Source organism: Nitrosomonas sp. (assembly GCA_016703745.1).
Lineage (GTDB): Bacteria > Pseudomonadota > Gammaproteobacteria > Burkholderiales > Nitrosomonadaceae > Nitrosomonas.
On record JADJBK010000006.1, the window covers coordinates 2,413,401 to 2,438,094 of the forward strand.

Genomic DNA, 24,694 nt, shown 5'->3' on the forward strand with positions numbered 1-24,694 from the left:
ATGCCAAGACGTAGAGAAGTGCCTAAAAGAGAAATTCTGCCCGATCCAAAATATCATAATATTGAGTTGGCAAAATTTGTGAATGTGTTGATGACGCATGGTAAAAAATCAGTATCTGAAAGGATCATATATGGTGCTTTAGATCAGGTTGGTAAAAAAACTGGGAAAGATCCTTTAGAGGTGTTTACTCAGGCGTTATCAAACATAAGACCTGTGGTGGAGGTTAAGAGTAGGCGTGTTGGTGGCGCAAATTATCAGGTTCCAGTAGAGGTCCGCTCTGTAAGGCGTAATGCTTTGGCAATGAGGTGGTTGCGAGATGCTGCTAGGAAAAGAAATGAAAAATCAATGGGCTTAAGGTTGGCTGGTGAGTTAATTGAGGCGTCCGAAAATAGAGGGGCGGCATTTAAAAAGCGTGAGGAGATTCACAGAATGGCCGAATCGAATAAGGCATTCTCGCATTTTAGGTTTTAGCTTGCTGCGTGGAATTCATATTTGTGTTGATTGGTGGCTGATGCCGAGCGAAATATCTGTAAGTAAATATTCAGGAATTAATTGTGTCAAAACAAATCCCGCTAGATAAGTACCGAAACATAGGCATTATGGCGCATATTGATGCCGGAAAGACAACTACTACCGAAAGAATATTGTTCTATACGGGAGTGTCGCATAAACTCGGTGAGGTGCATGATGGCGCAGCGACAATGGATTGGATGGAGCAAGAGCAGGAGCGTGGCATTACCATTACATCTGCTGCCACCACTTGTTTTTGGACGGGGATGGAAAAGGGAAGCTATCCGGAGCATCGAATAAATATTATTGATACTCCGGGTCACGTGGATTTTACAATCGAAGTGGAGCGTTCGCTGCGAGTTTTAGATGGGGCTTGCACTGTTTTCTGTGCGGTTGGGGGGGTGCAGCCACAAACAGAGACCGTCTGGAGGCAGGCCAATAAATATAAAGTACCTAGGCTTGCCTTTGTCAATAAAATGGATCGGTCTGGAGCTAATTTTATGCGTGTGTATCAGCAAATAAATACGCGTCTAAAGGCTCAGCCGGTTCCTGTGCAATTGCCGATAGGTTCGGAAGATAGCTTTGCTGGGGTTGTAGATTTGGTGAAAATGAAGGCTATTTATTGGGATGATGCATCAAACGGAATTAACTTCGAGGAAAAGGAGATTCCTGTAAATTTGCTTGAAGAATCAAAATTATGGCGCGAAAAAATGGTAGAAACCGCAGCCGAAGCAAGCGAAGCGTTGATGAACAAATACCTTGAAAATGGTGATCTGTCCATGGCGGAAATTAAACAGGGGCTGCGTGCAAGAGCGATCAATAACGAAATTATTCCAATGTTATGTGGTACGGCATTCAAAAATAAAGGTGTGCAGGCTATGTTGGATGCTGTGATTGATTACCTTCCATCGCCGTTAGATGTAAATGCAATACAAGGCACAGAAGAGAATGGCGATGTTGGTGAGCGTAAGCCGGGAGAAAAAGAACCTTTTGCGGCGTTAGCTTTTAAAATCGCTACAGATCCATACGTTGGGCAATTGATTTTCTTTAGAGTGTATTCCGGGGTGGTTAAATCGGGTGATACGGTTTTTAATCCGGTAAAAGGAAAAAAAGAAAGAATTGGTCGAATACTGCAGATGCACGCTAATCAGCGTGAAGAATTAAAAGAAGTTCGTGCGGGTGATATTGCTGCTGCGGTTGGATTGAAAGAGGTAACAACAGGGGATACGTTGTGTTCCTTAGATAACATAATTACACTGGAAAGAATGGACTTTCCGGAGCCGGTGATACATGTAGCTGTCGAGCCAAAAACAAAGGCCGATCAGGAAAAAATGGGAATAGCGCTAAATAGATTGGCGCAAGAGGATCCCTCGTTTAGAGTAAGAACAGATGAAGAGTCCGGGCAAACCATCATATCGGGAATGGGTGAGTTGCATTTGGAGATCATTGTCGATCGGATGAAGCGCGAATTTGGAGTGGAGGCGAATGTCGGAGCTCCGCAAGTTGCATATCGAGAAGCGATAAAAAAACAGGTTGAGGTTGAAGGGAAGTTTATTAAACAAAGTGGTGGGCGCGGTCAATATGGGCATGTGTGGTTGCGTATGGGGCCAAATGAGTCCGGTAAGGGATTCGAGTTCGTTGATGAGATCAAAGGTGGGGCAGTTCCGCGCGAATATATTCCGGCAGTTGAAAAGGGACTTATCGATTCGCTTACTAACGGGGTTTTGGCTGGTTATCCGGTTGTAGATGTTAAAATTGCGCTGTTTGATGGCTCGTATCACGATGTCGATTCGAATGAAAATGCATTCAAGATGGCTGCATCGATTGCTTTTAAAGAAGGAATGCGAAAAGCTAATGCAGTACTTTTAGAGCCTATGATGGCGGTAGAGGTTGAGACTCCTGCAGATTTTATGGGTAATGTTGTTGGTGATTTATCCTCAAGAAGGGGAATAATTCAAGGTATGGATGATACCCCTGGATTTAAGGTTATCAAGGCAGAGGTGCCGTTGGCAGAGATGTTTGGCTATTCAACTACGCTTCGTTCGGCAACTCAAGGCAGGGCAACTTACTCGATGGAGTTTAAGCATTATGTGGAAGCACCTAAAAATGTTGCTGAAGCAATCGTAAGTAAAAAATAAATACAACCCAGGTAAAGCGAGAAAGGTAAAACATGGCTAAGAGTAAATTTGAGCGAAGTAAACCACATGTGAATGTTGGAACAATAGGGCACGTGGATCATGGTAAGACCACACTGACGGCTGCGATCACGACGGTGTTGACGAGCAAGTATGGTGGGGAGATGAAATCCTATGACCAGATTGATTCTGCGCCGGAGGAGCGTGCGCGCGGCATCACGATTAACACCTCTCACGTAGAATACGAGACGGGTAATCGTCACTATGCGCACGTTGATTGTCCTGGGCATGCTGATTATGTAAAGAACATGATTACTGGTGCAGCGCAGATGGATGGAGCGATTCTAGTGGTATCGGCAGCAGACGGACCGATGCCGCAGACGCGTGAACATATCTTGCTGGCGCGCCAGGTTGGGGTTCCTTACATCATTGTCTACATGAATAAAGCGGATATGGTGGACGATGCCGAATTGTTGGAGCTGGTGGAAATGGAGATACGTGAGCTACTTTCAAAGTATGATTTTCCTGGCGATGACACACCGATTATAACTGGATCGGCGCTAAAAGCGCTGGAAGGGGATCAAAGTGAGATTGGGCAGCCTTCAATATTTAAACTGGCGGAGGCGCTGGATACCTACATACCTGAGCCAGAGCGTGCAATTGATGGTGCATTCATTATGCCGGTAGAGGATGTGTTTTCTATCTCTGGTCGAGGTACGGTGGTGACGGGGCGCGTAGAGCGTGGCGTTATCAAGGTTGGGGAGGAGCTTGAGATTGTTGGTTTGCGGCCAACCATTAAAACGGTTTGTACAGGTGTTGAGATGTTTCGTAAGCTGCTTGATCAAGGGCAGGCCGGAGATAATGTGGGCGTACTATTGCGAGGTACTAAGCGAGAAGAGGTTGAGCGTGGACAAGTGCTGGCTAAGCCGGGTAGTATTCTGCCGCATACCAAGTTTACGGCAGAGATCTATGTGTTGAGCAAGGAAGAGGGCGGTCGGCATACACCATTTTTTGCGGGTTATCGCCCACAGTTTTACTTTCGGACAACGGATGTGACCGGATCGATAGAGCTGCCAGCGGGTACAGAAATGGTTATGCCGGGTGACAATGTTTCAGTTACTGTAAATCTTATCGCCCCTATTGCAATGGATGAGGGATTGAGATTCGCCATCCGTGAAGGTGGGCGCACCGTGGGAGCGGGTGTGGTTGCAAAAGTACTGGAGTAGTAAAAGACATATTTTTTAATAAAATTTTTGACAAGATAAGTTAATAAAAATATCAGAATGTGCCGAATGGTTTAGTGCGTAATTGTGAGTCGTGATATAATGACCGGCTGATCTTAATAAAAGTAACATATTGTAAGAGAGCAAAATTGATGCAAAATCAAAAAATCCGGATACGTTTGAAGGCGTACGATTATCGCCTTATAGACAAGTCGGCGCTAGAGATAGTGGATACAGCAAAAAGAACTGGTGCGGTGGTCAGGGGTCCTGTGCCTCTGCCAACTAGAATTGAGCGGTTTGATGTCTTGAGATCACCTCATGTAAATAAAACGTCACGGGATCAATTTGAGATACGTACACATCTAAGATTGATGGATATAATTGATCCAACAGACAAAACTGTCGATGCCCTGATGAAATTGGATTTGCCAGCGGGTGTTGATGTAGAGATAAAGTTGTAAAAATTGCTGAAATTGATTGATAAAGAATCCCTTGCTTGTAAACTAGCAATAAAGTTTTGAAATTTATAAATTTAGAGGGTTTGGATAATGCTGGGAATGATCGGCAAAAAAATAGGAATGACTAGAGTTTTTGTCGAGTCTGGGCAAAGCATACCAGTTACAGTTTTGGATGTGTCTAATAATAGGATCGTTCAAATAAAAACTAGAAATACGGATGGTTACACCGCTGTTCAGATTGCTTACGGTAATCAGAAGGCTGGCAGGATAAAAAAAGCGGAATCGGGGCACTTTGCCCGTGCCGGCGTAGAGGCGGGAAGAGTTATTCGTGAGTTTTCTGTGGATATTGAAGAAATAAAAGTGCTTGAGCTTGGCCATGAAGTTAGTAATAAGATTTTTGAGCTGGGTGAGAAGGTGGATGTTACGGGGATCACAATTGGAAAGGGTTTTGCCGGAACAATTAAAAGACATCATTTTTCTTCTAATCGTGCTAGTCATGGGAATTCCAAGGCGCATAGGAAGCCGGGGTCAATTGGCATGGCTCAAGATCCTGGCAGAGTTTTTCCTGGAAAAAAAATGGCTGGAAGGCTTGGTGGCAAGAAAAATACAACTCAAAATTTGGAAATTATCCGGATTGATGGCGAGCGTAGTCTGATATATATAAAAGGTGCTGTGTCGGGTGCTAAGGGTGGGGTTGTGCTTGTTAGGCCCGGCGTAAAACAACAGGGTAGAAAAAACCCGATTTAGATTGTTAATTAAAATACTGGGCGAGTAAATAGTGGTGAAAATTCTGTGTTTAGATGGAGATGGCTCAAAAGATATTGCTGTCGCAGATGCAATTTTTAATAGGGCTTTTAATGAACCATTAATACATCAACTAGTTAATTCATATTTGGCGAATGCGAGGGTTGGTTCGCGTGCTCAAAAAGGTAGATCGGATGTTTCCGGATCGACGCATAAGCAGTGGAAGCAAAAGGGAACGGGTAGAGCTAGAACAGGTTCAGCTGCTAATCCGCTTTGGCGAGGTGGAGGTAAGATATTTCCCAATAAACCGAATGAAAATTTTTCGCATAAAATTAATCGGAAGATGTATAGGGCGGGAATGTGTTCTATATTGTCTCAGCTGGTGAGAGATGAGAGGTTGAAGATAAGTAATGAATTCGTCATTACTCAGCCGAAATCAAAGGAGTTGGCGCGTAAGTTGCGCGATTTCAATATGTCAGACGTCGTGATCATTACTGATGGGTTTGATAATAACTTATTTTTAGCATCTAGAAATATGCCAAGTGTAAGAGTGCTCGATTTTATGCACATTGATCCGATTAGTTTACTTCGGTATGATAATGTGATTTTTACGCGTGAGGCAATAGTTAAAATAGAGGGATTGCTTTTATGATCACCAGTCTAATTTCCTTGGAAAGAGCTTGTAATCTGATAATTTCTCCGCAGGTATCTGAAAAAGCAACGTTCATTGTTGAAAAAAATAATCAGGTTATATTCTTTGTTGTGAGGGATTGTAATAAAATTGAAATTAAGCAGGCAATCGAGCTGATATGGAAGAAACAAAATATTAAGGTCGAGAGCGTTCAAATTTCAAATTTGAAAGGAAAGAAAAAAAGATTTGGTAGGTATTTTGGCTCTAAGAATGACCGTAAAAAAGCGTACGTAAGTATTAAAGGGAAACAAGAGATTGACTTTACAGATGTGAAGTTATTTGAGGATAGGTAATGCAGCTCGTTAAAACTAAACCAACTTCCCCTGGACAAAGAGGTGTCGTTAAGCTCGTTAATAAGGGATTATACTCTGGCCGTTCTCATGCCAGTCTGACTGAAAAAAGTAAAAAAACGGCAGGTAGAAATAATTCCGGAAAAATTACGGTTAGACACATTGGCGGTGGACACAAATATCATTACCGAAAAATTGATTTCCGGCGTAGCAAAGATCATATTTGTGCTAGAGTGGAGAGAATAGAATACGATCCAAATCGTAATGCACATATTGCGCTACTTTGTTATGCGGACGGCGAGAGGCGGTATGTGATTGCTCCGAAAGGTATCGAGGTTGGATCGGTAATTTTAAGTGGCCAAGGCTCGCCGATAAAGCCTGGTAATGCTCTGCCATTGCGGGAGATACCTGTTGGTAGTGTTATTCACTGTGTTGAGCTTAGACCGGGTAAGGGGGGGCAGATAGCTAGATCAGCAGGTACTTCTGTTCAGCATATGGCGCGTGATGGTATGTATTCTCAAATTAAGCTGAGATCTGGCGAAATTAGGAGAATACATATTGATTGCAGGGCGACTATTGGAGAGGTGGGTAATTCTGAATATAATCTGCAGTCGATGGGTAAAGCTGGGGCAGTTCGTTGGCGTGGCGTTAGGCCGACGGTTCGGGGTGTGGTAATGAATCCTGTTGATCATCCTCACGGAGGGGGCGAGGGAAGAACCGCTGCTGGACGGCATCCGGTAAGTCCGTGGGGGACGCCATCCAAAGGTGGGAGAACCAGAAATAATAAAAGAACAAATAATATGATTCTTCGTGCAAGATATGCGAAAAAAGGATAGTCAAGATGAGTCGATCTATTGCAAAAGGTCCGTTTGTTGATTTGCACTTAATAAATAAGGTGTTAATCTCAAGTGAAAAAAAAGATAAAAGACCTATAAAAACGTGGTCAAGACGTTCAACAATTTTGCCGAGTTTTATAGGGCTTACAATAGCGGTGCATAATGGTAGGCAGCATGTTCCTGTTTATGTAACTGAGAATATGGTTGGTCATAAATTAGGTGAATTCTCGCATACAAGAACGTTTAAAGGTCATGCAGGTGATAAAAAAACTGCTGTAAATAAACGTTAAAGGATCGAAAATGGAAACAGTTGCAAGGTTGCGAGGAGTGAGGTTGTCTGCACAAAAGTGTCGCCTTGTTGCCAATCAGATAAGGGGTTTGTCAGTAGATAGTGCAGTTAAATTACTGACTTTTAGCCCAAAGAAAGGGGCTAATATTGTTCTTAAATTATTGGAATCTGCGGTGGCAAATGCTGAGCATAATGATGGTTCTGATGTAGATGAGCTTCTGGTTAAAAAGATTTGTGTTGATCAGGGAACATCGTTAAAACGAACTAGTGCAAGGGCTAAGGGGAGAGGTAACAGAATTGTCAAGCCAACTTGTCACATAGAGTTGGCTGTTGGTAGCTAAAAAATAATTGTAGGTATCTATAAGTATGGGTCAAAAGATTAATCCGACGGGATTTAGACTGGCATTTTTAAAAAATTGGTCATCGCGCTGGTATGCTAATTCAAGAAAATTCCCGGAATTTTTGAGAGAAGACATAAGAGTTCGAGAGTTTCTGAACAATAAACTTGTCAATGCTTCAGTTGGTGGCATAGTAATCGAGCGTCCGTCAAAAAATGCACGTATAACCATTCACACATCAAGACCAGGCATAGTAATTGGAAAAAAAGGCGAAGATATTGAGCTTCTTCGCCGTGAGGTTGAAAGATTGATGAATGTACCTGTTCATATAAATATTGAAGAGATACGGAAGCCAGAAATTGATGCGAAATTGATTGCACAGAACATAACCCATCAACTTGAAAAGCGTATTCTATTTAGGCGTGCGATGAAGCGCGCGATGCAGAATGCGATGAGGCTTGGTGCACAAGGCATTAAAATTATGAGTTCGGGTAGACTGAATGGAATTGAGATAGCTAGAACCGAATGGTATCGTGAGGGTCGCGTGCCTCTTCATACTTTGCGTGCTAACATAGACTACGCTACAGCCGAGGCAAAAACAACCTACGGTATTATTGGTGTCAAGGTTTGGTTGTATAAGGGAGAAAGTAGTTCTTCAAAAGAGACGCGTGTTCTCTCTTAGGTGATTGATGCCTTATTCTACTTAAAACCAAAAAAGTTTTGAATTAAAGGATTAGTTGAGATGCTCCAGCCAGCAAGATTAAAATATAGAAAACAGCATAAAGGCAGAAATACCGGTGTTGCTACAAGAGGCGCAAAGGTTAGTTTTGGTGAATATGGATTAAAGGCTGTTGGTCGAGGAAGATTGACTTCGCGTCAAATTGAATCTGCTCGGAGAGCAATGACAAGACATATAAAACGGGGAGGGCGGATTTGGATAAGAGTTTTTCCAGATAAACCTATTTCTCAAAAACCTGCTGAAGTAAGAATGGGTAAAGGAAAAGGAAATCCAGAGTATTATGTTGCTGAGATTCAGCCGGGTAAAATGCTTTATGAGATGGATGGAGTAGATGAGATATTGGCACGCGAGGCTTTTAGGCTAGCATCGGCTAAATTGCCAATTTTGACAACTTTTGTTTCGCGGCAATTTTAATATGAAAATATCTGAATTTAATTCTAAGGGTGTTGTTGATTTAAATAACGAACTGATTAATCTTAAAAAAATACAATTTGGATTAAGACTGCGACATAGAACACAGCAGTTTGGAAATACTGCTCAACTTAAATCGGTGCGTAGAGATATTGCTCGTATAAAAACATTTATAAGTCAAAAGCTGTAATTACATATGGATAAAAATAAGTTATCGAATCATTTGATTGGACGAGTTGTTAGTAATAGTTGCAATAAGACGATAATCGTGAAAATCGACAGGAAGGTTAGGCACCCATTATATGGAAAGATACTTATAAAATCTAAAAAATTTCATGTGCATGATGAGAGTAATCAATATAAAGTAGGTGATATTGTTACTATTTATGAAACTAGACCAATATCAAAAACCAAGTTTTGGCAAGTTATACCACGAGTTGGTTAGTATTTATTTGGTTTCACTTATGATTTACCCTGATTAGCGGACTTGGATAATTAAACTATGATACAAATGCAAACTAGGCTGCAGGTGGCGGATAATACTGGAGCACGATCAGTGATGTGCATCAAAGTTTTGGGAGGATCAAAAAGGCGTTTTGCCAATATTGGGGACGTTATAAAGGTTGCTATCAAAGATGCGGCGCCTAGGGGTAAAGTTAAAAAAGGTGAGGTTTATAATGCGATAGTGGTTCGTACAGCTAAGGGTATACGCCGTACGGATGGATCGCTGATCAAGTTTGACAATAATGCGGCGGTTATTCTTAACTCAAAGCTGGAACCTATGGGAACTCGTATTTTTGGTCCGGTTACTCGTGAATTGCGAACTGCCAAATTTATGAAGATTGTTTCATTGGCACCCGAAGTAATATAAGAACTAATATGAAAAAAATTAGAAAGGGCGATAAAATTGTAGTGATCGCTGGAAAAGATAAAGGAAAAAAAACGACTGTATTAGGTTTTCAGTCTGAGGAATTGGTTTTAGTGCAAGATGTCAATAAGGTTAAAAAGCACATTAAGCCCAATCCTCAAAAAAATGAGATCGGTGGTATTAAGGATATTTACAAACCAATTCATATATCTAATATAGCGTTGTATAACTTTGATACAAAAAAGGCTGATCGTGTAGGTTTTAAATTTGATGAGGCGGGTAATAAATATCGCTATTTTAAGGGTAATGGTAGCGCTGTTGATAACTAGAAATAAAGTATATGACGAGATTATTTGAATATTATAAACAGACGATTGTTAAAGATTTAAAGAATAAATTTGATTATCGGTCTGTTATGGAAGTTCCTAGAATTAATAAAGTTGTTCTGAATATGGGGCTTGGAGAGGCGTCAACTGATAAAAAGATAGTTGAGAATGCAATAAAGGATTTGGAAAAGATTGCTGGACAGCGGGCGGTAGTTACTAGAGCTAGAAAATCAATAGCTGCTTTTAAGATACGTGAAAACTATCCTGTCGGATGTATGGTGACCTTGAGAGGAAAGAGAATGTATGAGTTTCTAGATCGGCTTGTTAACATTGCTATTCCTAGGATTCGTGACTTTAGGGGGTTGCAAGGTAAGGGATTTGATGGGCGTGGTAATTTTAATATGGGTATCAAGGAGCAAATTATTTTCCCTGAGATCGACTATGATAAAATCGATAAGCTAAGGGGGTTGAATATTACTGTAGCAACGAATGCAAAAACAGATATAGAGGCCAATGCTCTTCTTTCGGCATTCCGCTTCCCTTTTAAGGTGTGATTTATTTTGGCTAAGATATCGGTAATCAATCGCAACACAAAAAGATCAAAAATAATAAATACTTTTGTATTAAAACGCAAAGAGATATTCGTTATATTGAAGGATGTTAACGCAGATGAATTAGCGAAAACTGTGGCGCGCGAACAGTTGCAGAAACTTCCTAGAGACTCATCCCCAGTACGTTATCGCAGAAGATGTGCATTAACTGGTAGACCAAGGGGTGTTTTTAAAAAATTTGGTTTGTGCAGAATTAAATTAAGAGAAATTGTTATGACTGGGCAAGTTCCAGGAATAACCAAAGCCAGTTGGTAGTTTTTTTGTATTTTATTTATAAATTTTATGTCTAAATCCGATCCAGTTTCAGACATGCTAACTAGAATACGTAATGGTCAGTTAGCTGGCAAGATTAGCGTGGAAATCCCGTCTTCTAAGTTAAAAGTTTCAATTTTGAATGTTTTGCAGTCTGAGGGGTACGTGGGCGGCTACAATGTCAAAACTGAAGAGAGTAAAGCTTCATTAACTGTTTATCTTAAGTATCATGATAATCAAAAGGTCATAGAAATTATACAGAGGAAAAGTCGCCCTGGCCTGAGAGTATATAAAAGTCATAATACAATACCGCAGGTCATGAATGGTCTTGGTATATCAATTTTTTCTACTTCAAAGGGCGTTATGACTGGTCGTAACGCAAAGTCTTTGGGAATAGGTGGCGAATTTTTGTGCATTGTTGCTTAATTTTGGTGATAAATTAATGTCCACTATATGTTATTCCGCTAAGCCAATTGAGTACTCCTCAAATATTCAGGTGGAGCTTTCCGGTGATATTGTTAAAGTGTCAGGCCCCTTGGGTAAGTTAGATCAAACTTTTAACATGGATTGTATATCAATTGAGTTTGATGGGCTGATCGTGCGCTTGCATGCGATAAATAACTCGCAGCACGCGAGAGCTATGTTAGGCACTGTTAGGGCGTTAATAGTAAATATGATTAAAGGGGTAAGCCTTGGTTTCGAGAGAAAACTACTTCTTATTGGTGTTGGTTACCGGGCGCAGCTCAGTGGTAGAAGTATTAATCTTAACCTTGGGTTTTCGCACCCAGTGGTGTATGATCTCCCGGATGGAGTGGATGCGGTCGTGACCATTCCAACGGAGATAGTTATTAAGGGTATTGATAAACAAAAAGTTGGTCAAGCGAGTGCGGAATTAAGATTTTTCCGTAAACCAGAGCCTTATAAAGGTAAAGGTATAAGATATTCTGATGAAGTTATTTTATTGAAAGAGACTAAGAAAAAATAGATTTTTTATGAAAAATACTAGACTCAATAGATTGAGGCGTGCTAAATCAACGCGTGCAAAAATAAATAATTCAGGAATGATGCGTTTAGTGATTAGTAGAACAAATAAACATATCTATGCACAAATTATAGATAACGATAAAAATATAACAATTACCAGTGCGTCTACTGCTGAAAAATTGATTAAATCAAAAATTGTTAATGGAAGCGGTATCGAGGCAGCAAAAATTGTGGGTGAGGCTATAGCTCTAAAATCTATAGAAAAAAATATAGCAGAAGTTGCTTTTGATCGCTCTGGATTTAAATATCACGGACGCGTTAAGGCGCTGGCAGACAGTGCTCGTAGCGCTGGTATGAAGTTTTAAAAGGAGTATCTAGTGGCAAAAGCATCTAAATCATCTACTTCAGGCGAAAAAAATCGTGAGGAAGTTAAGAATGATGGACTTAAAGAAAAAATGGTTTCCATCAATCGTGTTACGAAAGTAGTTAAAGGAGGGCGAATTCTTGGTTTTGCCGCTTTAACTGTGGTAGGGGATGGAAATGGATCTGTAGGGATGGGAAAAGGAAAGTCAAGAGAGGTTCCTGTTGCTGTTCAAAAGGCAATGGAGGAAGCGCGCGTTAAGATGGTTAAGATTAATCTTAAGAACGGTACCCTCCATCACGCAATTACAGGGCACCATGGCGCAGCTAAAGTTTATATGCAGCCTGCTTCAGAGGGTACTGGTATCATAGCTGGTGGCCCTATGCGTGCAATTTTTGAAGTAATGGGTGTGCATAATGTGTTGGCTAAATGCATAGGATCTACTAATCCTTATAATATCGTTCGCGCTACTATTAATGGACTTGTTAGGGTTAGAACGCCTGCCATGATAGCTGCTAAACGTAATAAAACTATTGATGAGATAATGGAGCCTTAGTAATAATGTCTTCTGATAAATTAGTTAAAGTAACATTAATTAAGAGTTTGGTCGGTACTAGACGGACTCTTAGAAAAAATGTTATTGGTTTGGGTCTTTCGAAAATAAATAGTAGTGTTGAGATAACCGATAACTCTGCTAACAGAGGAATGATAAATAAGGTTTCGTTTTTACTTAAAATTGAGGGATGAATTGAAACTTAATTGTATTAAACCTGCTAAGGGCTCGTTTTCGGTAAAGAAAAGAGTTGGGAGAGGAATCGGATCTGGATTTGGTAAGACATGTGGAAGGGGTCATAAAGGACAGAAATCTAGGGCCGGTGGTTTCCATAAAGTTGGATTTGAAGGTGGGCAAATGCCTCTTCAAAGACGGCTGCCTAAAAGAGGGTTTAAAATTTTTGGTTCTATAGAGTGTGTTCAGATTAAATTGAGTAAGATTGCATCTCTAGAAGAGTCCATGGTTGATATTAGCGTGCTGAAAAAATGTGGAATTATAAAAAATAATTGTAAATTTGTAAAAGTTATTAATGATGGATTTATACCAACTAAACCCATAGAGCTGAGAGGTATAGAAGCATCGGAAAGCTCTAAATTGGCAATTGAAAAAGTCAGCAAACTTTTAATTAACTAAGTTCAATAATGTCCTCTCGACCAAGACCAGCTGCACCGGGTAAGTTTAATGATCTTAAAAAACGACTGTGGTTTCTGCTTTTTGCTTTAATAGTTTATCGTATTGGTGCGCACGTTCCTGTTCCTGGTATTGATCCGGTTGTATTAAAAGATTTGTTTGAATCGCAAGAGGGAGGCATATTGGGAATGTTTAATATGTTTTCTGGTGGCGCGTTATCTCGTTTTTCTATTTTTGCCCTCGGTATAATGCCGTATATTTCTGCATCGATTATTATGCAACTTGGTACCGTTGCTGTTCCATCATTGGAGGCTCTAAAAAAGGAAGGTGAGTCTGGTCGTCGTAAAATAACACAATATACGCGTTACGGTACTTTGATATTGGCTTCAATGCAAAGCTACGGGATTGCTATTGCATTACAATCTCAGATGGGTTTGGTTATTCATCCTGGGTTTTTATTTCTGATAACTACGATAATTACATTGGTAACGGGAACTATTTTCTTAATGTGGTTGGGTGAGCAAATTACTGAGCGAGGTATAGGTAACGGTATTTCTTTAATTATTTTTGCTGGTATTGCTGCGGGTTTGCCAAGTGCTGTAGGCGGAACTTTGGAACTTGTGAATACAGGCTCGATGCACTTTTTGATCGCAATTTTAATTTTTATCGGCGCTTTATTGGTTACTACCTTTGTGGTTTTTGTTGAGCGTGGTCAGCGTAAGATATTGGTTAATTATGCTAAAAGACAGGTTGGAAAGCAGATTGTAGGTGGTCAGGCTTCTCATCTGCCTTTGAAGTTAAATATGGCAGGTGTAATTCCACCGATCTTTGCATCTAGCTTAATTTTGTTTCCAGCTACTTTAGCTGGGTGGTTTTCTGATGGGGAGTCTGCTTTGTGGCTGAAGGATTTTAGTGCCGCTCTCTCACCTGGTCAGCCTATTTATGTCACTTTTTATGCTTGTTTAATTATTTTCTTTTGTTTTTTTTATACCGCCTTAGTATTTAATCCTAGAGAAACCTCGGATAATTTGAAGAAAAGTGGTGCTTTTATTCCTGGCATAAGACCTGGAGACCAAACCGCTAAACATATTGAGCGTATAATGCTGCGTTTAACCCTTGTCGGCTCTTTTTATGTGACTATAGTGTGCCTCTTGCCTGAGTTTATGATTCTTAAATGGAATGTTCCTTTTTATTTTGGGGGAACGTCTTTACTTATAATAGTTGTTGTTACCATGGATTTTATGGCACAGGTGCAATCTCATGTAATGTCGAGCCAATATGATAGCCTATTAAAGAAAGCTAATTTTAAAGCTAGTTTGGGTGCTTCACACTAAATATGGCTAAGGAAGAGACCATTCAAATGCAGGGTGAGGTGTTGGAGACATTGCCAAATGCAACTTTTAAAATAAAATTAGAGAATGATCATATTGTATTAGGGCATATTTCTGGGAAAATGCGCATGAATTATATACGGATTCTTCCTGGTGATAAAGTTACTGTTGATATGACGCCTTATGATTTGACTCGAGCGCGTATTACGTTTAGAACAAAATAATAAAGATTAATACTTGGTTTTTTAATATAAATAATGTGGAGAATCCTTTGAAAGTGAGAGCATCAGTAAAAAAAATTTGTAGAAACTGTAAAATGATCAGAAGAAATAGAATTGTTCGTGTGATTTGCTCAGATAAACGACATAAGCAGCGTCAGGGCTAGATTTTATATTTTTGTGAGGTATATGAATGGCTCGAATTGCTGGTGTTAATATTCCCGATAACAAGCATATAGTTATAGCCCTAACTGCCATATATGGGATTGGATTTTCTGCTTCAAAAAAAATCTGTAGTTCGTTAGATATTGTTCCTTCTACTAAAACCAAGGATATTCATGATCAAAAACTTGATCAACTACGAGAATATGTGAGTAAATTAGTTTTAGAAGGTGACCTACGTCGAGAGATATCAATGAATATTAAAAGATTGATTGATCTGGGTTCCTATCGGGGATTGCGTCACCGCAAGGGACTTCCGGTACGTGGTCAAAGAACGAAAACTAATGCCAGAACTAGAAAAGGTCCACGTAAAGCTGTACGTGCTCGTTAAAAAAGTTTAATTTGATTATTATGAGATTAGGATACTATATCAATGGTTAAGGCTGCTTCTAAAGGCAAAAAAAAAATAAAAAAAAATGTTGTTGAGGGGATTGCTCATATCCATGCTTCCTTCAATAATACTATTGTGACTATATCGGATCGACAGGGAAATGCTCTCTCTTGGGCAACATCTGGAGGAGTTGGTTTCAAGGGGTCACGTAAAAGCACGCCTTTTGCAGCTCAAGTGGCGGCGGAACAAGCCGGAAGAGCAGCTCTTGATTGTGGAGTGAAAAACCTTGAGATTCATGTTAATGGACCTGGACCGGGACGAGATTCAGCGGTAAGAGCACTGAATGCATCAGGTTTTAAAATCACGTGTATTACGGATGTAACACCGATACCTCACAATGGTTGCAGACCGCCAAAAAAACGAAGAATCTAAGGAAAATTTGTAATGGCAAGAAATTTAACTCCAAAATGTAGGCAATGTAGGCGTGAAGGTGAGAAATTGTTTCTCAAAGGTGCAAAGTGTTTTACGGATAAATGTGCGATAGATCGTCGTAATTATCCTCCTGGACAGCATGGACAAAAGAAAGCTAGATTGTCAGATTACGCGCTGCAGCTTCGTGAGAAACAAAAAATACGTAGAATTTATGGGTTGCTGGAGCGACAATTTAGAAGGGTTTATTACCAAGCTGATCGGCAAAAAGGCGTCACTGGTGAAAACCTGCTTCAAATACTGGAGTGTCGTTTAGATAATGTTGTTTTTAATATGGGTTTTGGTGCTTCTAGAGCTGAATCTAGGCAGGTGGTTAAGCATAATGCGATTCTAGTAAATGGTGTTAAAGTCAATATACCTTCTTTCCAAGTTTCCCCTGGCGATACGGTTCAGGTTGCTGAGCGTGCGAAAAATCACTTGAGAATAAGATCGGCGAGTGAGATGGTTAAGTCTCGAAACTATCCTGTGTGGATAGAGGTTGATGCTAAAAACTTAACTGGTGTATATAAAAATAAACCAGAGCGAAGTGATTTGTCGTCATCTATTAATGAATCTCTGGTAATCGAGCTTTATTCTAAATAATTTGTGGTACTTTGGTCATTTTTATGTCATCTTTAAGTTTTCTTACACCTAGAATTGTAGAGGTTCATAATATAACGCCTGTTCGCGCAAGGGTCGTTATGGAACCTTTTGAAAGAGGATTTGGCTATACTTTGGGAAATGCACTTCGCCGTGTGCTCTTGTCTTCAGTGCCTGGTTGCGCTCCAACAAAGGTGAGTATTGCCGGAGTTGTTCACGAATATTCTACCTTGGATGGTGTGCAAGAAGATATCGTTGATCTTATTTTGAATATAAAAGGCATAGTTATCAAACTTCATAATAATCAACTGACTACTAGCTTAAAATTAAATAGAAACACGCCTGGAGTGGTTGTCGCTGGAGATTTGGTGACTACTCATGATGTGGAGGTTGTAAATCCTGATCATGTAATTGCGCATATTACTAGTGGTGGAAAACTTGATTTGCAAATCGCTATTGAGAAGGGTAGAGGCTATTACCCTGCTAGTATTCGTCCTTGTTTAGATGCTGTTATAGGTGAAATTGTTTTAGATGCCTCTTTTAGTCCGGTCAGGCGAGTAAGTTTCAATATTGAAAATGCTCGTGTTGAACAAAGAACTGATTTGGATAAGCTGATTATTGATATTGAAACTGATGGATCTGTTGATCCGGAAGAAGCTATTCGTTTTGGTGCGCGTGTTTTGGTTGATCAATTTTCATTTTTTACAGACCTTGAGAGTACACCTGTTCCTAAAGAACTTCCTAGGTCTCCTGCTATTGACCCTGTTTTGCTTAAACCTGTTGATGATTTGGAACTGACTGTTAGATCAGCAAATTGTCTTAAGGTAGAGAATATTTTTTATATAGGTGATCTTATTCAGCGAACTGAAAATGAACTTTTACGAACGCCTAATTTGGGCCGAAAATCATTGAATGAGATTAAAGAAGTGCTTGCCGCAAGGGACTTATCACTTGGTATGAAATTAGATAATTGGCCTCCAGCGAATCTTGAAAATTATGTAAAGGAAACTGGTAATGCGACATCGTAATGGACTGCGTAAGCTTAATAGAACTTCAAGTCATCGTTTAGCAATGTTTCGGAATATGACTAATTCTTTATTGCTTCACGAGACGATAGTGACAACACTTCCTAAAGCAAAAGAATTGAGAAGAGTAATTGAGCCAATTATTACCCTTGGAAAAAAGCCATCACTTGCTAATAGACGTCTTGCATTTAATCGTTTGCGCGATAGGGACATGGTAGGTAAGGTTTTTTCTGAGTTTGCTGAGCGATATGCAACCAGAAATGGTGGTTACTTAAGAATTCTTAAGAATGGTTATCGGAAGGGTGATAATGCACCAATGGCGGTGGTAGAGCTTCTCGATCAGTCAGATCGTGATGCTCCAAGTAGCTTAGATTAATTTTTTTTGCTTTATAGTGCCTGTAGCCTTATTAGGCTGTATTGGGCGGAGTAAAAATAACCTTGAAGTGATCAGTAAGATGGAGTTAGTACGAAATGTATTCTTCTCCGCGAGGGTCACTTCCTGTATAAAACTCATTTTTCTTATTATTGTAAATTATCAACTGCATGTTTCCCCATTTGCGGTCGATAGTTGTAATCTTGTGCTCTTTTTCTTTTAGGGCATTTACCCACTTATCATTAAAGCCGTCTCTCTCAACGAATACTTCATCAGGAAGGTATTGATGGTGGTATCGTGGGTTCTTGATTAGTGTGCTTGTCTGATTATTTTGTTGATCGACAAACCCTATAATTAACAGTAGCATGCTAGTGATAATACGCGACCCACCTGGTGTTCCTCCTATTAGAACTTCATGATCATTTTCAATAAAAGTTGGTGACATGCTCGATAGAGGTCGTTTTCCCGGTTTGATTCCATTTGCGAGGCTGCCACGTAATCCATAAATATTGGGTATATTTAATGCGATTGAGAAATCATCCATTTCGCTGTTGAGTAGAATGCCGGTATCGTTGGCCACAAGCCCCGATCCAAAAAAGGTATTAATGCTTAAGGTGGCGGCTACGCGGTTTCCTTCGCTATCCATTATTGAAAAGTGACTTGTATTCTCCCCCTCTCGCGTCAGTTCTAAATGTTGATAATTTTTCGGAGTTAACGAGTCTAATCTTGACCGAGTTGGCGCATACTTATTACATGACGATGTATTGTTCTTTGATTGTGATGCTCTGCTTAAATCGATTGTGGTAGCTCTTTTACGTGCGTAGGTTTTGCTTATAAATTTACTCACATCAACTGTAACGAAATCTGAATCCCCAAAACAGTTGGTTCGGTCTTCAAATGCTCTCCTCATGGCTTCAATGATAAGATGGGCTTGCTCGATCTCGTCTTTGCTTTTAAGATCAAATTGTTCCAGAATATTGAGTGCCTGTGCAAGCGTTAATCCTCCTGCCGATGGAAGGCTCGTTGTTGTAATTTTTGCGTTTCGATAACGTATATACGTTGGTGATCGTTCGATAACTTGATATCTCTCCAAATCAGTCTTTGTCCAAATGCCACCATTTGAATTCACCGAGCGTACTAAATTGGTTGCAATTGTTCCTCGATAGAATCCTTTTTCGCCATATTTTCCTAATTTTGCCATTGCTCTGGCTAGATCTCTCTGATAAAAACGTTCTCCTTTTTGGGGAATTTGCCCCTCGGGGAGAAAAATTCTGGCACTAGCGTTAAAAAGAGCAAGTTTTTGTTGGTGATTTGCAATGGCGCTGATAAGACGAGAATCAGCTATAAATCCAAGGCGTGCCAGTCGAATCGCGGGTGTCAGGTTGTGTATCAGGGTATTATTTCCATATTTCCGGGTAATGTGAGCGAGTGCTGCAGGTGTACCTGGGATAGCGGCGGCCAATCCTCCTGTTAATGAGGCTTGGGGAATGGGATTGTCATTATCATCAAGATACATGGCTTCATGAGCATTCCCAGGTGCGGTTTCACGCCCATCAATCATGACTTCAAAACCATCACTAGCACGATGTAATAGCCAGAAACCGCCTCCGCCCAAGCCTGATGCATAAGGTTCGACTACTGCTAATGCTGCGGCTACAGCTACTGCTGCATCAAATGCATTGCCGCCTTGCTCCAATATCCTTTCACCAATTCTGGTTGCCAGGGGATGTGCTGTTACTACGGCATAGTTCGCATGACTCGCTAACGTGTATAAGCCCAATAACAGGCAAAAAATTAGTCTCAGATGGTTACGATAGATTTGTTTGTGAATGGCGACGTCCATTTCTCTATTCCGAAATAATGGAAATAAGGGTAGCTTGTTTATTTGACACGAAGAGGCCGTAACTGTAGCATCACGCGGCTTATAGCTTCAGGTGTCTTCAAGACCGCAGTATTCTTGAAGGTGAAACGGGAAACTGGTGAGTCTTTCTTCCATAGCTTAATAAAGATCATTCTAGTGCTGCCCCCGCAACGGTAATTGAGTTCATTGTTTGCAATATGTCACTGTGCAACTGCATGGGAAGGCGCAAACTTTTAGCAGTATCGCTCATAAGCCCGGAGACCGGCCCGAAAGCTATTTTTAGCACGATATTACGGAGGGTAATATTTGCACGAATAGCGGGTGCTGGTTATAGCGGCATTTCCGTTGTTTGTTTGTATCTATTTGTTACTTCTCTACATACCGTGATTTTATTAATAGATATCGCGCGGGTGTGCGCGGAGGATAACAAATATAATGAAAATTATTTTACTGGTAACTGGTTTTTTGTCACTGATTGTTTATGCTACCACGGTATTTCCAGCTAACCATGTTTACGAAAAACCCATCGTAGTGACGGCAACTCGCACTGCGCAGACAACAGATGAGACGCTGGCAGCGGTTACCGTGATTACTCGCCAGAAGATTGAGCGTCTGCAAGTCAGGTCTATTGAAGACTTATTTCGTGGTTTGCCCGGTATTAGTATCGCCAATAGTGGGGGGCCAGGAAAGCTTACGACAGTTTTCATGCGAGGAACAGAGTCTGATCATGTTCAGGTTTTGATTGACGGTATCCGCGTTGGCTCGGCCACCTCCGGTACAACATCATTTGAGAATATTCCAATTGAACAGATTGAGCGTATTGAAATTGTGCGTGGTCCACGTTCCAGTTTGTATGGTTCAGAGGCGATCGGAGGTGTTATTCAGATTTTCACCCGTAAGGGTGAAAGAGGGCGCAAGCTCAGTTTGAGTTTGGGTGGTGGCAGTTATGGCACGTTGAATGGCTCGGCTAACCTTTCTATAGGTAATGCGCAAGGCTGGCTTAATCTTGGGCTTAGTGGAATTGGTACAGCAGGATTCAATGCCTGCCGTGGTTCAGCGATTTCTGGTTGTTTTAACTCTGCTCCCGATCAAGACAGAGATGGCTATCGTAATGTCTCCGGTGCAGCCCAGGCAGGATATCGCTTTGCTAATGGTCTTGAAATAGCGGCTAATTTTCTTCATGCTGCCGGCAGAACCGAGTTTGATGGTAGTCCATCTTTTGCGCTCAACAAATCGTTAATCACGCAACAGGTTTTTGGTGGATCAGCAAGCTTCTCCCCGCTGGATGTCTGGCGGATCAAATTGACCACAGGACGAAGTCGGGAAAATCTGGATTCCTTTGAGGATAAAGCCTTTAAGTCTCGTTTTAATACCCAGCGTGATACCGTTTTGTTACAAAATGATTTGGCGTTGTTCACTAATCAACTAACAACCCTTGGTGGAGATTACCAACATGATCATGTTGATAGTACGACCCGTTATACGGTGAGTTCACGCTATAACTGGGGTGTTTTTGCGCAACATCAGGCAGTCTTGTCTCGTCATAACCTGCAGGGATCATTGCGCTTGGATAACAATCAGCAATTTGGCAGGCATGTGACAGGTGGCATTGCCTGGGGTTATGCTCTAACGGACAGCATGCGTCTGACTGCTAGTTTTGGTAATGCCTTCAAGGCACCTACCTTTAATGAACTCTACTTTCCGAATTTCAGTAACGCAGAGCTACAGCCGGAAAAATCCCATAGTGTTGAGCTGGGTGCCAAAGGTAATACTGGCTGGGGGGGCTGGTCGCTGAGTCTTTATGAAACCCGTATCAAGGATTTAATTTCATTCAATCTAACTACAGGCGGTATTGATAATGTCAATCAGGCACGTATTCGTGGAGCAGAGGGTGCAATCATCATTCTGATCAAGGGCTGGCATATCAATATGAATCTCACTTTACTTGATCCTGTTGATAGATCTGCCGGATTCAATCGAAGTAATATTCTGGCGCGTCGTGCCCAGCAATCATTCCGTCTTGATACCTACCGTACCTTTGGCAAATTTACGACTGGTGCGTTACTACTGGCGGAAGGTCGGCGCTACGATGATCCGGGCAATACGAGTGAGCTCGATGGTTATGCTAAAGTTGACTTGCGAGCTGAGTATCAAATTAATTCACATTGGCGGCTACAAGGGCGTGTTGAAAATATTTTTGATAAACAATATGAAACTGCTGCATTTTTCAATCAACCGGGCAGGAATTTTTTTGCTACGCTACGCTATCAGCCCTAATTCTTTGTAGAGGAGTTCCAGTATGCTTGCACTATCCATTCGTCACCAAATAATCATAGGTAGTATCCTGATGGTATTGATGATTATCACACGCAGTCATCATTTTGCTGCGATGCACACGTTGCCCGGGGCTTCCTGGGTAGTTTTCTTTCTGGCAGGGGTGTACCTTCGTTCTGCACTACCCTTGCTTGGATTTTTTGTATTAACCTGGATACTGGATTTTGCGGCCTATGCATCAGGTGATGGCGTGAGCGATTACTGCTTAACATATGCCTACGCCTTTTTGATGCCAGCATACGCGTCACTGTGGTTGGCTGGCCGCTGGTATGCTTATCAATATCAATTTACCTGGCGTACCTTGCAGCCACTTCTTTGGAGTATGACTGCAGGGCTGGTTCTTTGTGAGTTATTTTCCAGCGGTGGTTTTTATTTCTTTTCAGACCGGTTTGCAAGTACTACATTAGTAGAATTTAGTCAGCGTGTTATAAGCTATTTTCCACTTTACGTAGGGTCTTTTCTGTTTTACATCATGACGGCAATAATAATGCACAGTGCTGTTAAAGTAATCGATAGTATTCGCGATCTACGGCAATCAGCCAATGGATAAAACAGCAGAATCAATCGCGCGGGAAGAGCGTTATCGTACTCGTATGCAACGAAAGAAAATAACTGTGGATTCAGCTATTGCGCGTGCGGATAAACAAAAAGGACTGCTTCTTCTATTAACCGGCAACGGAAAGGGTAAATCCAGTTCCGGTTTCGGCATGATTGCTCGCGCCTTAGGTCATGATATGCGTGTTGGTGTAGCCCAGTTTATCAAGGGACAATCGAGTACGGGTGAGGAAGCTTTTTTCCGGAAACAGAGTAATGTCGTCTGGCACGTGCTTGGAGAGGGTTTTACATGGGAGACACAGGACCTGAAACGTGATACGGAAACTGCCCAGCATGGCTGGAAAATTGTTCAGAAGATGTTGCGGGATTCATCGCTAAATTTAATCCTGCTGGATGAGCTGACTTACCCGCTCAAGTATGGCTGGCTGGATTCGGCGGCCGTAGTGGAGGATCTAAATAACCGTCCAGCAATGCAACATGTTGTTATTACTGGACGTGGCGCACCGGAAGCGCTATATGCAATAGCGGATACCGTCACGGAGATGTATGACAAGAAACATGCTTTTCAGGCGGGTATTCAGGCACAAGCTGGTATTGATCTGTAATGCTAATACAGGCTCAAAAATAGCTGACTTAAAAATGGCTTGCAACCTGGTTTTAAATTGAGTAGCATTAACCATGTTTTTAGCATGGAATTGTTTTGCAGTTTTTGCAAAAAATCTTTTGAATGCTTTGTTTCTGTCAAAAGTTGTGGGGTAGCTGTCGACCATAATAATCAAAGGAGGGCTTCGTTTTGCAAATAAATCTTAATAACTTGAAAATATTGCCTTTTGGGCTGTGTGGTATTTTTCTTATTGCCACTTGTGTATATGCTGAAACAGATTATAGGACTGGTTTTGAAAATGACTATGATCGGGGATTGGTTGAAAGTCTGACCGGGTTTAAATATAACGAAACAAATTTCATGAAATCGTTAGGAATTAAATTTGGAGGCTGGACAGAAATCGGGTTTACTGGCAATCCTGATAATCCTAAAGATGCGAACGGCCCTGTTACGTTTAATACTGGTCCCAATGAATTTAAATTGCATCAGGTCTATGGTTTTATTCAACGAGAAGTAGATACTAACTCAAGCACAGTTAATTTCGGTTTTCGAGCCGACCTGTTATATGGCACTGATGCCCGTTTTGCAACAGCGTCAAATTTTGATGTAAATATTCTAAACAGTACTGGCGAGCGTAAACTGGTATTTCCACAAGTTTATGTCGATGCTTTTCTACCAATTGGAAACGGTATAACGGCTACCGTTGGTCACTTTTATACACTAATCGGCTACGAGGTTGTACCTTCCACCGGTAATTTCTTTTTCTCTCACGCTTATACCATGCAGTATGGTGAGCCATTTACGCACACCGGTGTAGTATTGTCATACCCTGTTAATGACAATATTGTAGTCAAAGCGGGCGTTGTATCTGGCTGGGATGCATTTTTCAAGCAACCTGCCAATTTTCTTGGCAGCATGGCCTATACCACAGATGATGAGAGAACATCTTTAACCGCATCGTTAATTACCGGCAACGTGAAAACGGATGGCCTGAATAATGAGCATAATCGAACTATGTACAGCCTTGTACTGGAGCACGATATTACGGATAAGCTGCATTACGTGTTACAGCATGATTTAGGTATCGAGGCAAAAACTGCTTTGGGTCGCGCGGCGCAATGGTATGGTGTAAATCAATACTTGTTTTATGATATTTTACCGAACCTGAGTAGCGGTTTACGTGTTGAGTGGTTCCGAGATGATGACGGTGTTAGAGTGCTTGGTAATGGCAGGGGCGAAAATTTTATTGGGGTGACGGGTGGATTGAACTATACTCCGCTGGCTGGGTTCACCCTGCGTCCGGAGGTGCGATATGATCGCTCAACAAAAGATGCAGCATTTAAAGATGGTAGAGACAATGACCAGATTCTATTATCGATAAGTGGTATTTTTCGGTTTTAGAGTGCTAGTCATTACGGAATGAGATGATAGATGTCTATTGCTGTGCTTGGGCAAACGAGCGTGGTATAGGTGTAATTTTGGTTATTGATGCAATATATTTTTAACAATAAATAAGGAGAGAG

General features: G+C 41.1%; 37 protein-coding genes and 1 riboswitch. Of the genes, 36 read left to right on the plus strand and 1 reads right to left on the minus strand.

Annotation, left to right across the window (positions count from 1 at the left end):
- The 32 genes from rpsG (at window position 1) to rplQ (ending at window position 17,820) form a co-directional block, all read left to right on the plus strand.
- On the plus strand, window positions 1-471 hold the full coding sequence (rpsG, locus tag IPG31_12650) for a 30S ribosomal protein S7 (protein MBK6619151.1): 471 nt from the start codon (window positions 1-3) through the stop codon (window positions 469-471).
- Between the two features lie 83 nt (window positions 472-554).
- The gene (gene fusA, locus IPG31_12655; GenBank protein MBK6619152.1) at window positions 555-2,648 is read left to right on the plus strand and encodes an elongation factor G; all 2,094 of its coding nucleotides are present in this window, start codon (window positions 555-557) and stop codon (window positions 2,646-2,648) included.
- 32 nt (window positions 2,649-2,680) lie between these two features.
- Entirely contained in the window at window positions 2,681-3,871 is a 1,191-nt protein-coding gene (gene tuf / locus IPG31_12660) for an elongation factor Tu (protein MBK6619153.1), read from the plus strand.
- Between the two features lie 149 nt (window positions 3,872-4,020).
- Complete coding sequence (gene rpsJ, locus IPG31_12665; GenBank protein MBK6619154.1) at window positions 4,021-4,329, plus strand: 30S ribosomal protein S10; 309 nt, start codon at window positions 4,021-4,023, stop codon at window positions 4,327-4,329.
- Window positions 4,330-4,416: 87 nt separating this feature from the next.
- The gene (gene rplC / locus IPG31_12670; protein ID MBK6619155.1) at window positions 4,417-5,073 is read left to right on the plus strand and encodes a 50S ribosomal protein L3; all 657 of its coding nucleotides are present in this window, start codon (window positions 4,417-4,419) and stop codon (window positions 5,071-5,073) included.
- A 28-nt stretch (window positions 5,074-5,101) separates the two neighbouring features.
- A complete protein-coding gene (gene rplD / locus IPG31_12675) occupies window positions 5,102-5,722 on the plus strand; it encodes a 50S ribosomal protein L4 (protein MBK6619156.1) in 621 nt (206 codons plus the stop codon).
- Entirely contained in the window at window positions 5,719-6,054 is a 336-nt protein-coding gene (gene rplW / locus IPG31_12680) for a 50S ribosomal protein L23 (GenBank protein MBK6619157.1), read from the plus strand. The genes rplD and rplW overlap by 4 nt, the downstream gene beginning before the upstream one ends.
- On the plus strand, window positions 6,054-6,887 hold the full coding sequence (rplB, locus tag IPG31_12685; protein ID MBK6619158.1) for a 50S ribosomal protein L2: 834 nt from the start codon (window positions 6,054-6,056) through the stop codon (window positions 6,885-6,887). Before rplW ends, rplB begins: the two co-directional genes overlap by 1 nt.
- Window positions 6,888-6,892: 5 nt before the next feature.
- Window positions 6,893-7,177, plus strand: coding sequence for a 30S ribosomal protein S19 (rpsS, locus tag IPG31_12690; protein ID MBK6619159.1), 285 nt, complete (start codon window positions 6,893-6,895; stop codon window positions 7,175-7,177).
- A gap of 10 nt (window positions 7,178-7,187) precedes the next feature.
- On the plus strand, window positions 7,188-7,517 hold the full coding sequence (rplV, locus tag IPG31_12695) for a 50S ribosomal protein L22 (GenBank protein ID MBK6619160.1): 330 nt from the start codon (window positions 7,188-7,190) through the stop codon (window positions 7,515-7,517).
- A 25-nt stretch (window positions 7,518-7,542) separates the two neighbouring features.
- Entirely contained in the window at window positions 7,543-8,196 is a 654-nt protein-coding gene (gene rpsC, locus IPG31_12700; GenBank protein ID MBK6619161.1) for a 30S ribosomal protein S3, read from the plus strand.
- A 60-nt stretch (window positions 8,197-8,256) separates the two neighbouring features.
- Window positions 8,257-8,667, plus strand: a complete 411-nt coding sequence (gene rplP / locus IPG31_12705; protein ID MBK6619162.1) for a 50S ribosomal protein L16 — start codon at window positions 8,257-8,259, stop codon at window positions 8,665-8,667.
- A 1-nt stretch (window position 8,668) separates the two neighbouring features.
- Window positions 8,669-8,854, plus strand: a complete 186-nt coding sequence (rpmC, locus tag IPG31_12710) for a 50S ribosomal protein L29 (protein MBK6619163.1) — start codon at window positions 8,669-8,671, stop codon at window positions 8,852-8,854.
- Between the two features lie 6 nt (window positions 8,855-8,860).
- Window positions 8,861-9,109 (plus strand): 30S ribosomal protein S17, encoded by a 249-nt coding sequence (rpsQ, locus tag IPG31_12715; protein ID MBK6619164.1) that lies wholly within the window; start codon window positions 8,861-8,863, stop codon window positions 9,107-9,109.
- A 57-nt stretch (window positions 9,110-9,166) separates the two neighbouring features.
- Entirely contained in the window at window positions 9,167-9,535 is a 369-nt protein-coding gene (rplN, locus tag IPG31_12720; protein MBK6619165.1) for a 50S ribosomal protein L14, read from the plus strand.
- Window positions 9,536-9,543: 8 nt separating this feature from the next.
- The gene (gene rplX, locus IPG31_12725) at window positions 9,544-9,861 is read left to right on the plus strand and encodes a 50S ribosomal protein L24 (GenBank protein MBK6619166.1); all 318 of its coding nucleotides are present in this window, start codon (window positions 9,544-9,546) and stop codon (window positions 9,859-9,861) included.
- Between the two features lie 11 nt (window positions 9,862-9,872).
- Window positions 9,873-10,412, plus strand: a complete 540-nt coding sequence (gene rplE, locus IPG31_12730; GenBank protein ID MBK6619167.1) for a 50S ribosomal protein L5 — start codon at window positions 9,873-9,875, stop codon at window positions 10,410-10,412.
- A 6-nt stretch (window positions 10,413-10,418) separates the two neighbouring features.
- Window positions 10,419-10,724, plus strand: a complete 306-nt coding sequence (gene rpsN / locus IPG31_12735) for a 30S ribosomal protein S14 (GenBank protein MBK6619168.1) — start codon at window positions 10,419-10,421, stop codon at window positions 10,722-10,724.
- 27 nt (window positions 10,725-10,751) lie between these two features.
- Entirely contained in the window at window positions 10,752-11,147 is a 396-nt protein-coding gene (gene rpsH, locus IPG31_12740) for a 30S ribosomal protein S8 (protein MBK6619169.1), read from the plus strand.
- A gap of 16 nt (window positions 11,148-11,163) precedes the next feature.
- Window positions 11,164-11,706 (plus strand): 50S ribosomal protein L6, encoded by a 543-nt coding sequence (gene rplF / locus IPG31_12745; protein MBK6619170.1) that lies wholly within the window; start codon window positions 11,164-11,166, stop codon window positions 11,704-11,706.
- Window positions 11,707-11,713: 7 nt separating this feature from the next.
- Complete coding sequence (rplR, locus tag IPG31_12750) at window positions 11,714-12,070, plus strand: 50S ribosomal protein L18 (GenBank protein ID MBK6619171.1); 357 nt, start codon at window positions 11,714-11,716, stop codon at window positions 12,068-12,070.
- A 90-nt stretch (window positions 12,071-12,160) separates the two neighbouring features.
- The gene (gene rpsE / locus IPG31_12755) at window positions 12,161-12,622 is read left to right on the plus strand and encodes a 30S ribosomal protein S5 (GenBank protein MBK6619172.1); all 462 of its coding nucleotides are present in this window, start codon (window positions 12,161-12,163) and stop codon (window positions 12,620-12,622) included.
- A gap of 5 nt (window positions 12,623-12,627) precedes the next feature.
- A complete protein-coding gene (rpmD, locus tag IPG31_12760; protein ID MBK6619173.1) occupies window positions 12,628-12,813 on the plus strand; it encodes a 50S ribosomal protein L30 in 186 nt (61 codons plus the stop codon).
- 1 nt (window position 12,814) lies between these two features.
- Window positions 12,815-13,252, plus strand: a complete 438-nt coding sequence (rplO, locus tag IPG31_12765) for a 50S ribosomal protein L15 (protein MBK6619174.1) — start codon at window positions 12,815-12,817, stop codon at window positions 13,250-13,252.
- Window positions 13,253-13,260: 8 nt separating this feature from the next.
- On the plus strand, window positions 13,261-14,583 hold the full coding sequence (secY, locus tag IPG31_12770; GenBank protein MBK6619175.1) for a preprotein translocase subunit SecY: 1,323 nt from the start codon (window positions 13,261-13,263) through the stop codon (window positions 14,581-14,583).
- Between the two features lie 2 nt (window positions 14,584-14,585).
- On the plus strand, window positions 14,586-14,804 hold the full coding sequence (gene infA / locus IPG31_12775; protein ID MBK6619176.1) for a translation initiation factor IF-1: 219 nt from the start codon (window positions 14,586-14,588) through the stop codon (window positions 14,802-14,804).
- A gap of 47 nt (window positions 14,805-14,851) precedes the next feature.
- A complete protein-coding gene (gene rpmJ / locus IPG31_12780; protein ID MBK6619177.1) occupies window positions 14,852-14,965 on the plus strand; it encodes a 50S ribosomal protein L36 in 114 nt (37 codons plus the stop codon).
- A gap of 26 nt (window positions 14,966-14,991) precedes the next feature.
- Entirely contained in the window at window positions 14,992-15,351 is a 360-nt protein-coding gene (gene rpsM, locus IPG31_12785) for a 30S ribosomal protein S13 (GenBank protein ID MBK6619178.1), read from the plus strand.
- A gap of 42 nt (window positions 15,352-15,393) precedes the next feature.
- Window positions 15,394-15,783, plus strand: coding sequence for a 30S ribosomal protein S11 (gene rpsK / locus IPG31_12790; GenBank protein MBK6619179.1), 390 nt, complete (start codon window positions 15,394-15,396; stop codon window positions 15,781-15,783).
- Window positions 15,784-15,795: 12 nt separating this feature from the next.
- The gene (gene rpsD / locus IPG31_12795) at window positions 15,796-16,422 is read left to right on the plus strand and encodes a 30S ribosomal protein S4 (protein MBK6619180.1); all 627 of its coding nucleotides are present in this window, start codon (window positions 15,796-15,798) and stop codon (window positions 16,420-16,422) included.
- A gap of 23 nt (window positions 16,423-16,445) precedes the next feature.
- On the plus strand, window positions 16,446-17,447 hold the full coding sequence (rpoA, locus tag IPG31_12800; protein ID MBK6619181.1) for a DNA-directed RNA polymerase subunit alpha: 1,002 nt from the start codon (window positions 16,446-16,448) through the stop codon (window positions 17,445-17,447).
- Window positions 17,434-17,820 carry a 50S ribosomal protein L17 gene (gene rplQ, locus IPG31_12805; protein ID MBK6619182.1) on the plus strand — a complete coding sequence of 129 codons (387 nt, stop codon included), beginning with the start codon at window positions 17,434-17,436 and terminating at the stop codon, window positions 17,818-17,820. Before rpoA ends, rplQ begins: the two co-directional genes overlap by 14 nt.
- Window positions 17,821-17,905: 85 nt before the next feature.
- On the opposite strand, the gene ggt is transcribed toward rplQ, so the two are convergent.
- Window positions 17,906-19,660 carry a gamma-glutamyltransferase gene (gene ggt, locus IPG31_12810; protein ID MBK6619183.1) on the minus strand — a complete coding sequence of 585 codons (1,755 nt, stop codon included), beginning with the start codon at window positions 19,658-19,660 and terminating at the stop codon, window positions 17,906-17,908.
- Between the two features lie 72 nt (window positions 19,661-19,732).
- Window positions 19,733-19,963: riboswitch (cobalamin riboswitch) on the plus strand.
- A 150-nt stretch (window positions 19,964-20,113) separates the two neighbouring features.
- Between ggt and btuB the strand changes: the two genes are divergently transcribed.
- The 4 genes from btuB to IPG31_12830 all read left to right on the plus strand — a co-directional run bounded on the left by btuB (window position 20,114) and on the right by IPG31_12830 (window position 24,572).
- The gene (gene btuB / locus IPG31_12815) at window positions 20,114-21,955 is read left to right on the plus strand and encodes a TonB-dependent vitamin B12 receptor (GenBank protein MBK6619184.1); all 1,842 of its coding nucleotides are present in this window, start codon (window positions 20,114-20,116) and stop codon (window positions 21,953-21,955) included.
- Between the two features lie 22 nt (window positions 21,956-21,977).
- Entirely contained in the window at window positions 21,978-22,562 is a 585-nt protein-coding gene (locus IPG31_12820) for a hypothetical protein (protein MBK6619185.1), read from the plus strand.
- A complete protein-coding gene (cobO, locus tag IPG31_12825) occupies window positions 22,555-23,172 on the plus strand; it encodes a cob(I)yrinic acid a,c-diamide adenosyltransferase (GenBank protein MBK6619186.1) in 618 nt (205 codons plus the stop codon). Before IPG31_12820 ends, cobO begins: the two co-directional genes overlap by 8 nt.
- A 188-nt stretch (window positions 23,173-23,360) precedes the next feature.
- Window positions 23,361-24,572 (plus strand): porin, encoded by a 1,212-nt coding sequence (locus tag IPG31_12830; protein ID MBK6619187.1) that lies wholly within the window; start codon window positions 23,361-23,363, stop codon window positions 24,570-24,572.
- Window positions 24,573-24,694 lie beyond the last annotated feature (122 nt).

What these genes read in the sequence shown, in the direction of transcription:
- rplP (MBK6619162.1), top strand. Translation starts at nt 8,257, where the DNA reads ATGCTCCAGCCAGCAAGATTAAAATATAGAAAACAGCATAAAGGCAGA.
- rplW (MBK6619157.1), top strand. Translation starts at nt 5,719, where the DNA reads ATGATCACCAGTCTAATTTCCTTGGAAAGAGCTTGTAATCTGATAATT.
- rpsK (MBK6619179.1), top strand. Translation starts at nt 15,394, where the DNA reads ATGGTTAAGGCTGCTTCTAAAGGCAAAAAAAAAATAAAAAAAAATGTT.
- rplN (MBK6619165.1), top strand. Translation starts at nt 9,167, where the DNA reads ATGATACAAATGCAAACTAGGCTGCAGGTGGCGGATAATACTGGAGCA.
- rpoA (MBK6619181.1), top strand. Translation starts at nt 16,446, where the DNA reads ATGTCATCTTTAAGTTTTCTTACACCTAGAATTGTAGAGGTTCATAAT.
- rpmC (MBK6619163.1), top strand. Translation starts at nt 8,669, where the DNA reads ATGAAAATATCTGAATTTAATTCTAAGGGTGTTGTTGATTTAAATAAC.
- cobO (MBK6619186.1), top strand. Translation starts at nt 22,555, where the DNA reads ATGGATAAAACAGCAGAATCAATCGCGCGGGAAGAGCGTTATCGTACT.
- rpsM (MBK6619178.1), top strand. Translation starts at nt 14,992, where the DNA reads ATGGCTCGAATTGCTGGTGTTAATATTCCCGATAACAAGCATATAGTT.
- rpsD (MBK6619180.1), top strand. Translation starts at nt 15,796, where the DNA reads ATGGCAAGAAATTTAACTCCAAAATGTAGGCAATGTAGGCGTGAAGGT.
- IPG31_12820 (MBK6619185.1), top strand. Translation starts at nt 21,978, where the DNA reads ATGCTTGCACTATCCATTCGTCACCAAATAATCATAGGTAGTATCCTG.
- rpsE (MBK6619172.1), top strand. Translation starts at nt 12,161, where the DNA reads ATGGTTTCCATCAATCGTGTTACGAAAGTAGTTAAAGGAGGGCGAATT.
- ggt (MBK6619183.1), bottom strand. Translation starts at nt 19,660, where the DNA reads ATGGACGTCGCCATTCACAAACAAATCTATCGTAACCATCTGAGACTA.
- rplE (MBK6619167.1), top strand. Translation starts at nt 9,873, where the DNA reads ATGACGAGATTATTTGAATATTATAAACAGACGATTGTTAAAGATTTA.
- rpsQ (MBK6619164.1), top strand. Translation starts at nt 8,861, where the DNA reads ATGGATAAAAATAAGTTATCGAATCATTTGATTGGACGAGTTGTTAGT.
- tuf (MBK6619153.1), top strand. Translation starts at nt 2,681, where the DNA reads ATGGCTAAGAGTAAATTTGAGCGAAGTAAACCACATGTGAATGTTGGA.
- secY (MBK6619175.1), top strand. Translation starts at nt 13,261, where the DNA reads ATGTCCTCTCGACCAAGACCAGCTGCACCGGGTAAGTTTAATGATCTT.
- rplV (MBK6619160.1), top strand. Translation starts at nt 7,188, where the DNA reads ATGGAAACAGTTGCAAGGTTGCGAGGAGTGAGGTTGTCTGCACAAAAG.
- rplC (MBK6619155.1), top strand. Translation starts at nt 4,417, where the DNA reads ATGCTGGGAATGATCGGCAAAAAAATAGGAATGACTAGAGTTTTTGTC.
- rpsJ (MBK6619154.1), top strand. Translation starts at nt 4,021, where the DNA reads ATGCAAAATCAAAAAATCCGGATACGTTTGAAGGCGTACGATTATCGC.
- rpsS (MBK6619159.1), top strand. Translation starts at nt 6,893, where the DNA reads ATGAGTCGATCTATTGCAAAAGGTCCGTTTGTTGATTTGCACTTAATA.
- rplR (MBK6619171.1), top strand. Translation starts at nt 11,714, where the DNA reads ATGAAAAATACTAGACTCAATAGATTGAGGCGTGCTAAATCAACGCGT.
- rpmD (MBK6619173.1), top strand. Translation starts at nt 12,628, where the DNA reads ATGTCTTCTGATAAATTAGTTAAAGTAACATTAATTAAGAGTTTGGTC.
- rplX (MBK6619166.1), top strand. Translation starts at nt 9,544, where the DNA reads ATGAAAAAAATTAGAAAGGGCGATAAAATTGTAGTGATCGCTGGAAAA.
- rpsC (MBK6619161.1), top strand. Translation starts at nt 7,543, where the DNA reads ATGGGTCAAAAGATTAATCCGACGGGATTTAGACTGGCATTTTTAAAA.
- btuB (MBK6619184.1), top strand. Translation starts at nt 20,114, where the DNA reads ATGAAAATTATTTTACTGGTAACTGGTTTTTTGTCACTGATTGTTTAT.
- rpsH (MBK6619169.1), top strand. Translation starts at nt 10,752, where the DNA reads ATGTCTAAATCCGATCCAGTTTCAGACATGCTAACTAGAATACGTAAT.
- rplQ (MBK6619182.1), top strand. Translation starts at nt 17,434, where the DNA reads ATGCGACATCGTAATGGACTGCGTAAGCTTAATAGAACTTCAAGTCAT.
- rplB (MBK6619158.1), top strand. Translation starts at nt 6,054, where the DNA reads ATGCAGCTCGTTAAAACTAAACCAACTTCCCCTGGACAAAGAGGTGTC.
- rpsG (MBK6619151.1), top strand. Translation starts at nt 1, where the DNA reads ATGCCAAGACGTAGAGAAGTGCCTAAAAGAGAAATTCTGCCCGATCCA.
- rplF (MBK6619170.1), top strand. Translation starts at nt 11,164, where the DNA reads ATGTCCACTATATGTTATTCCGCTAAGCCAATTGAGTACTCCTCAAAT.
- infA (MBK6619176.1), top strand. Translation starts at nt 14,586, where the DNA reads ATGGCTAAGGAAGAGACCATTCAAATGCAGGGTGAGGTGTTGGAGACA.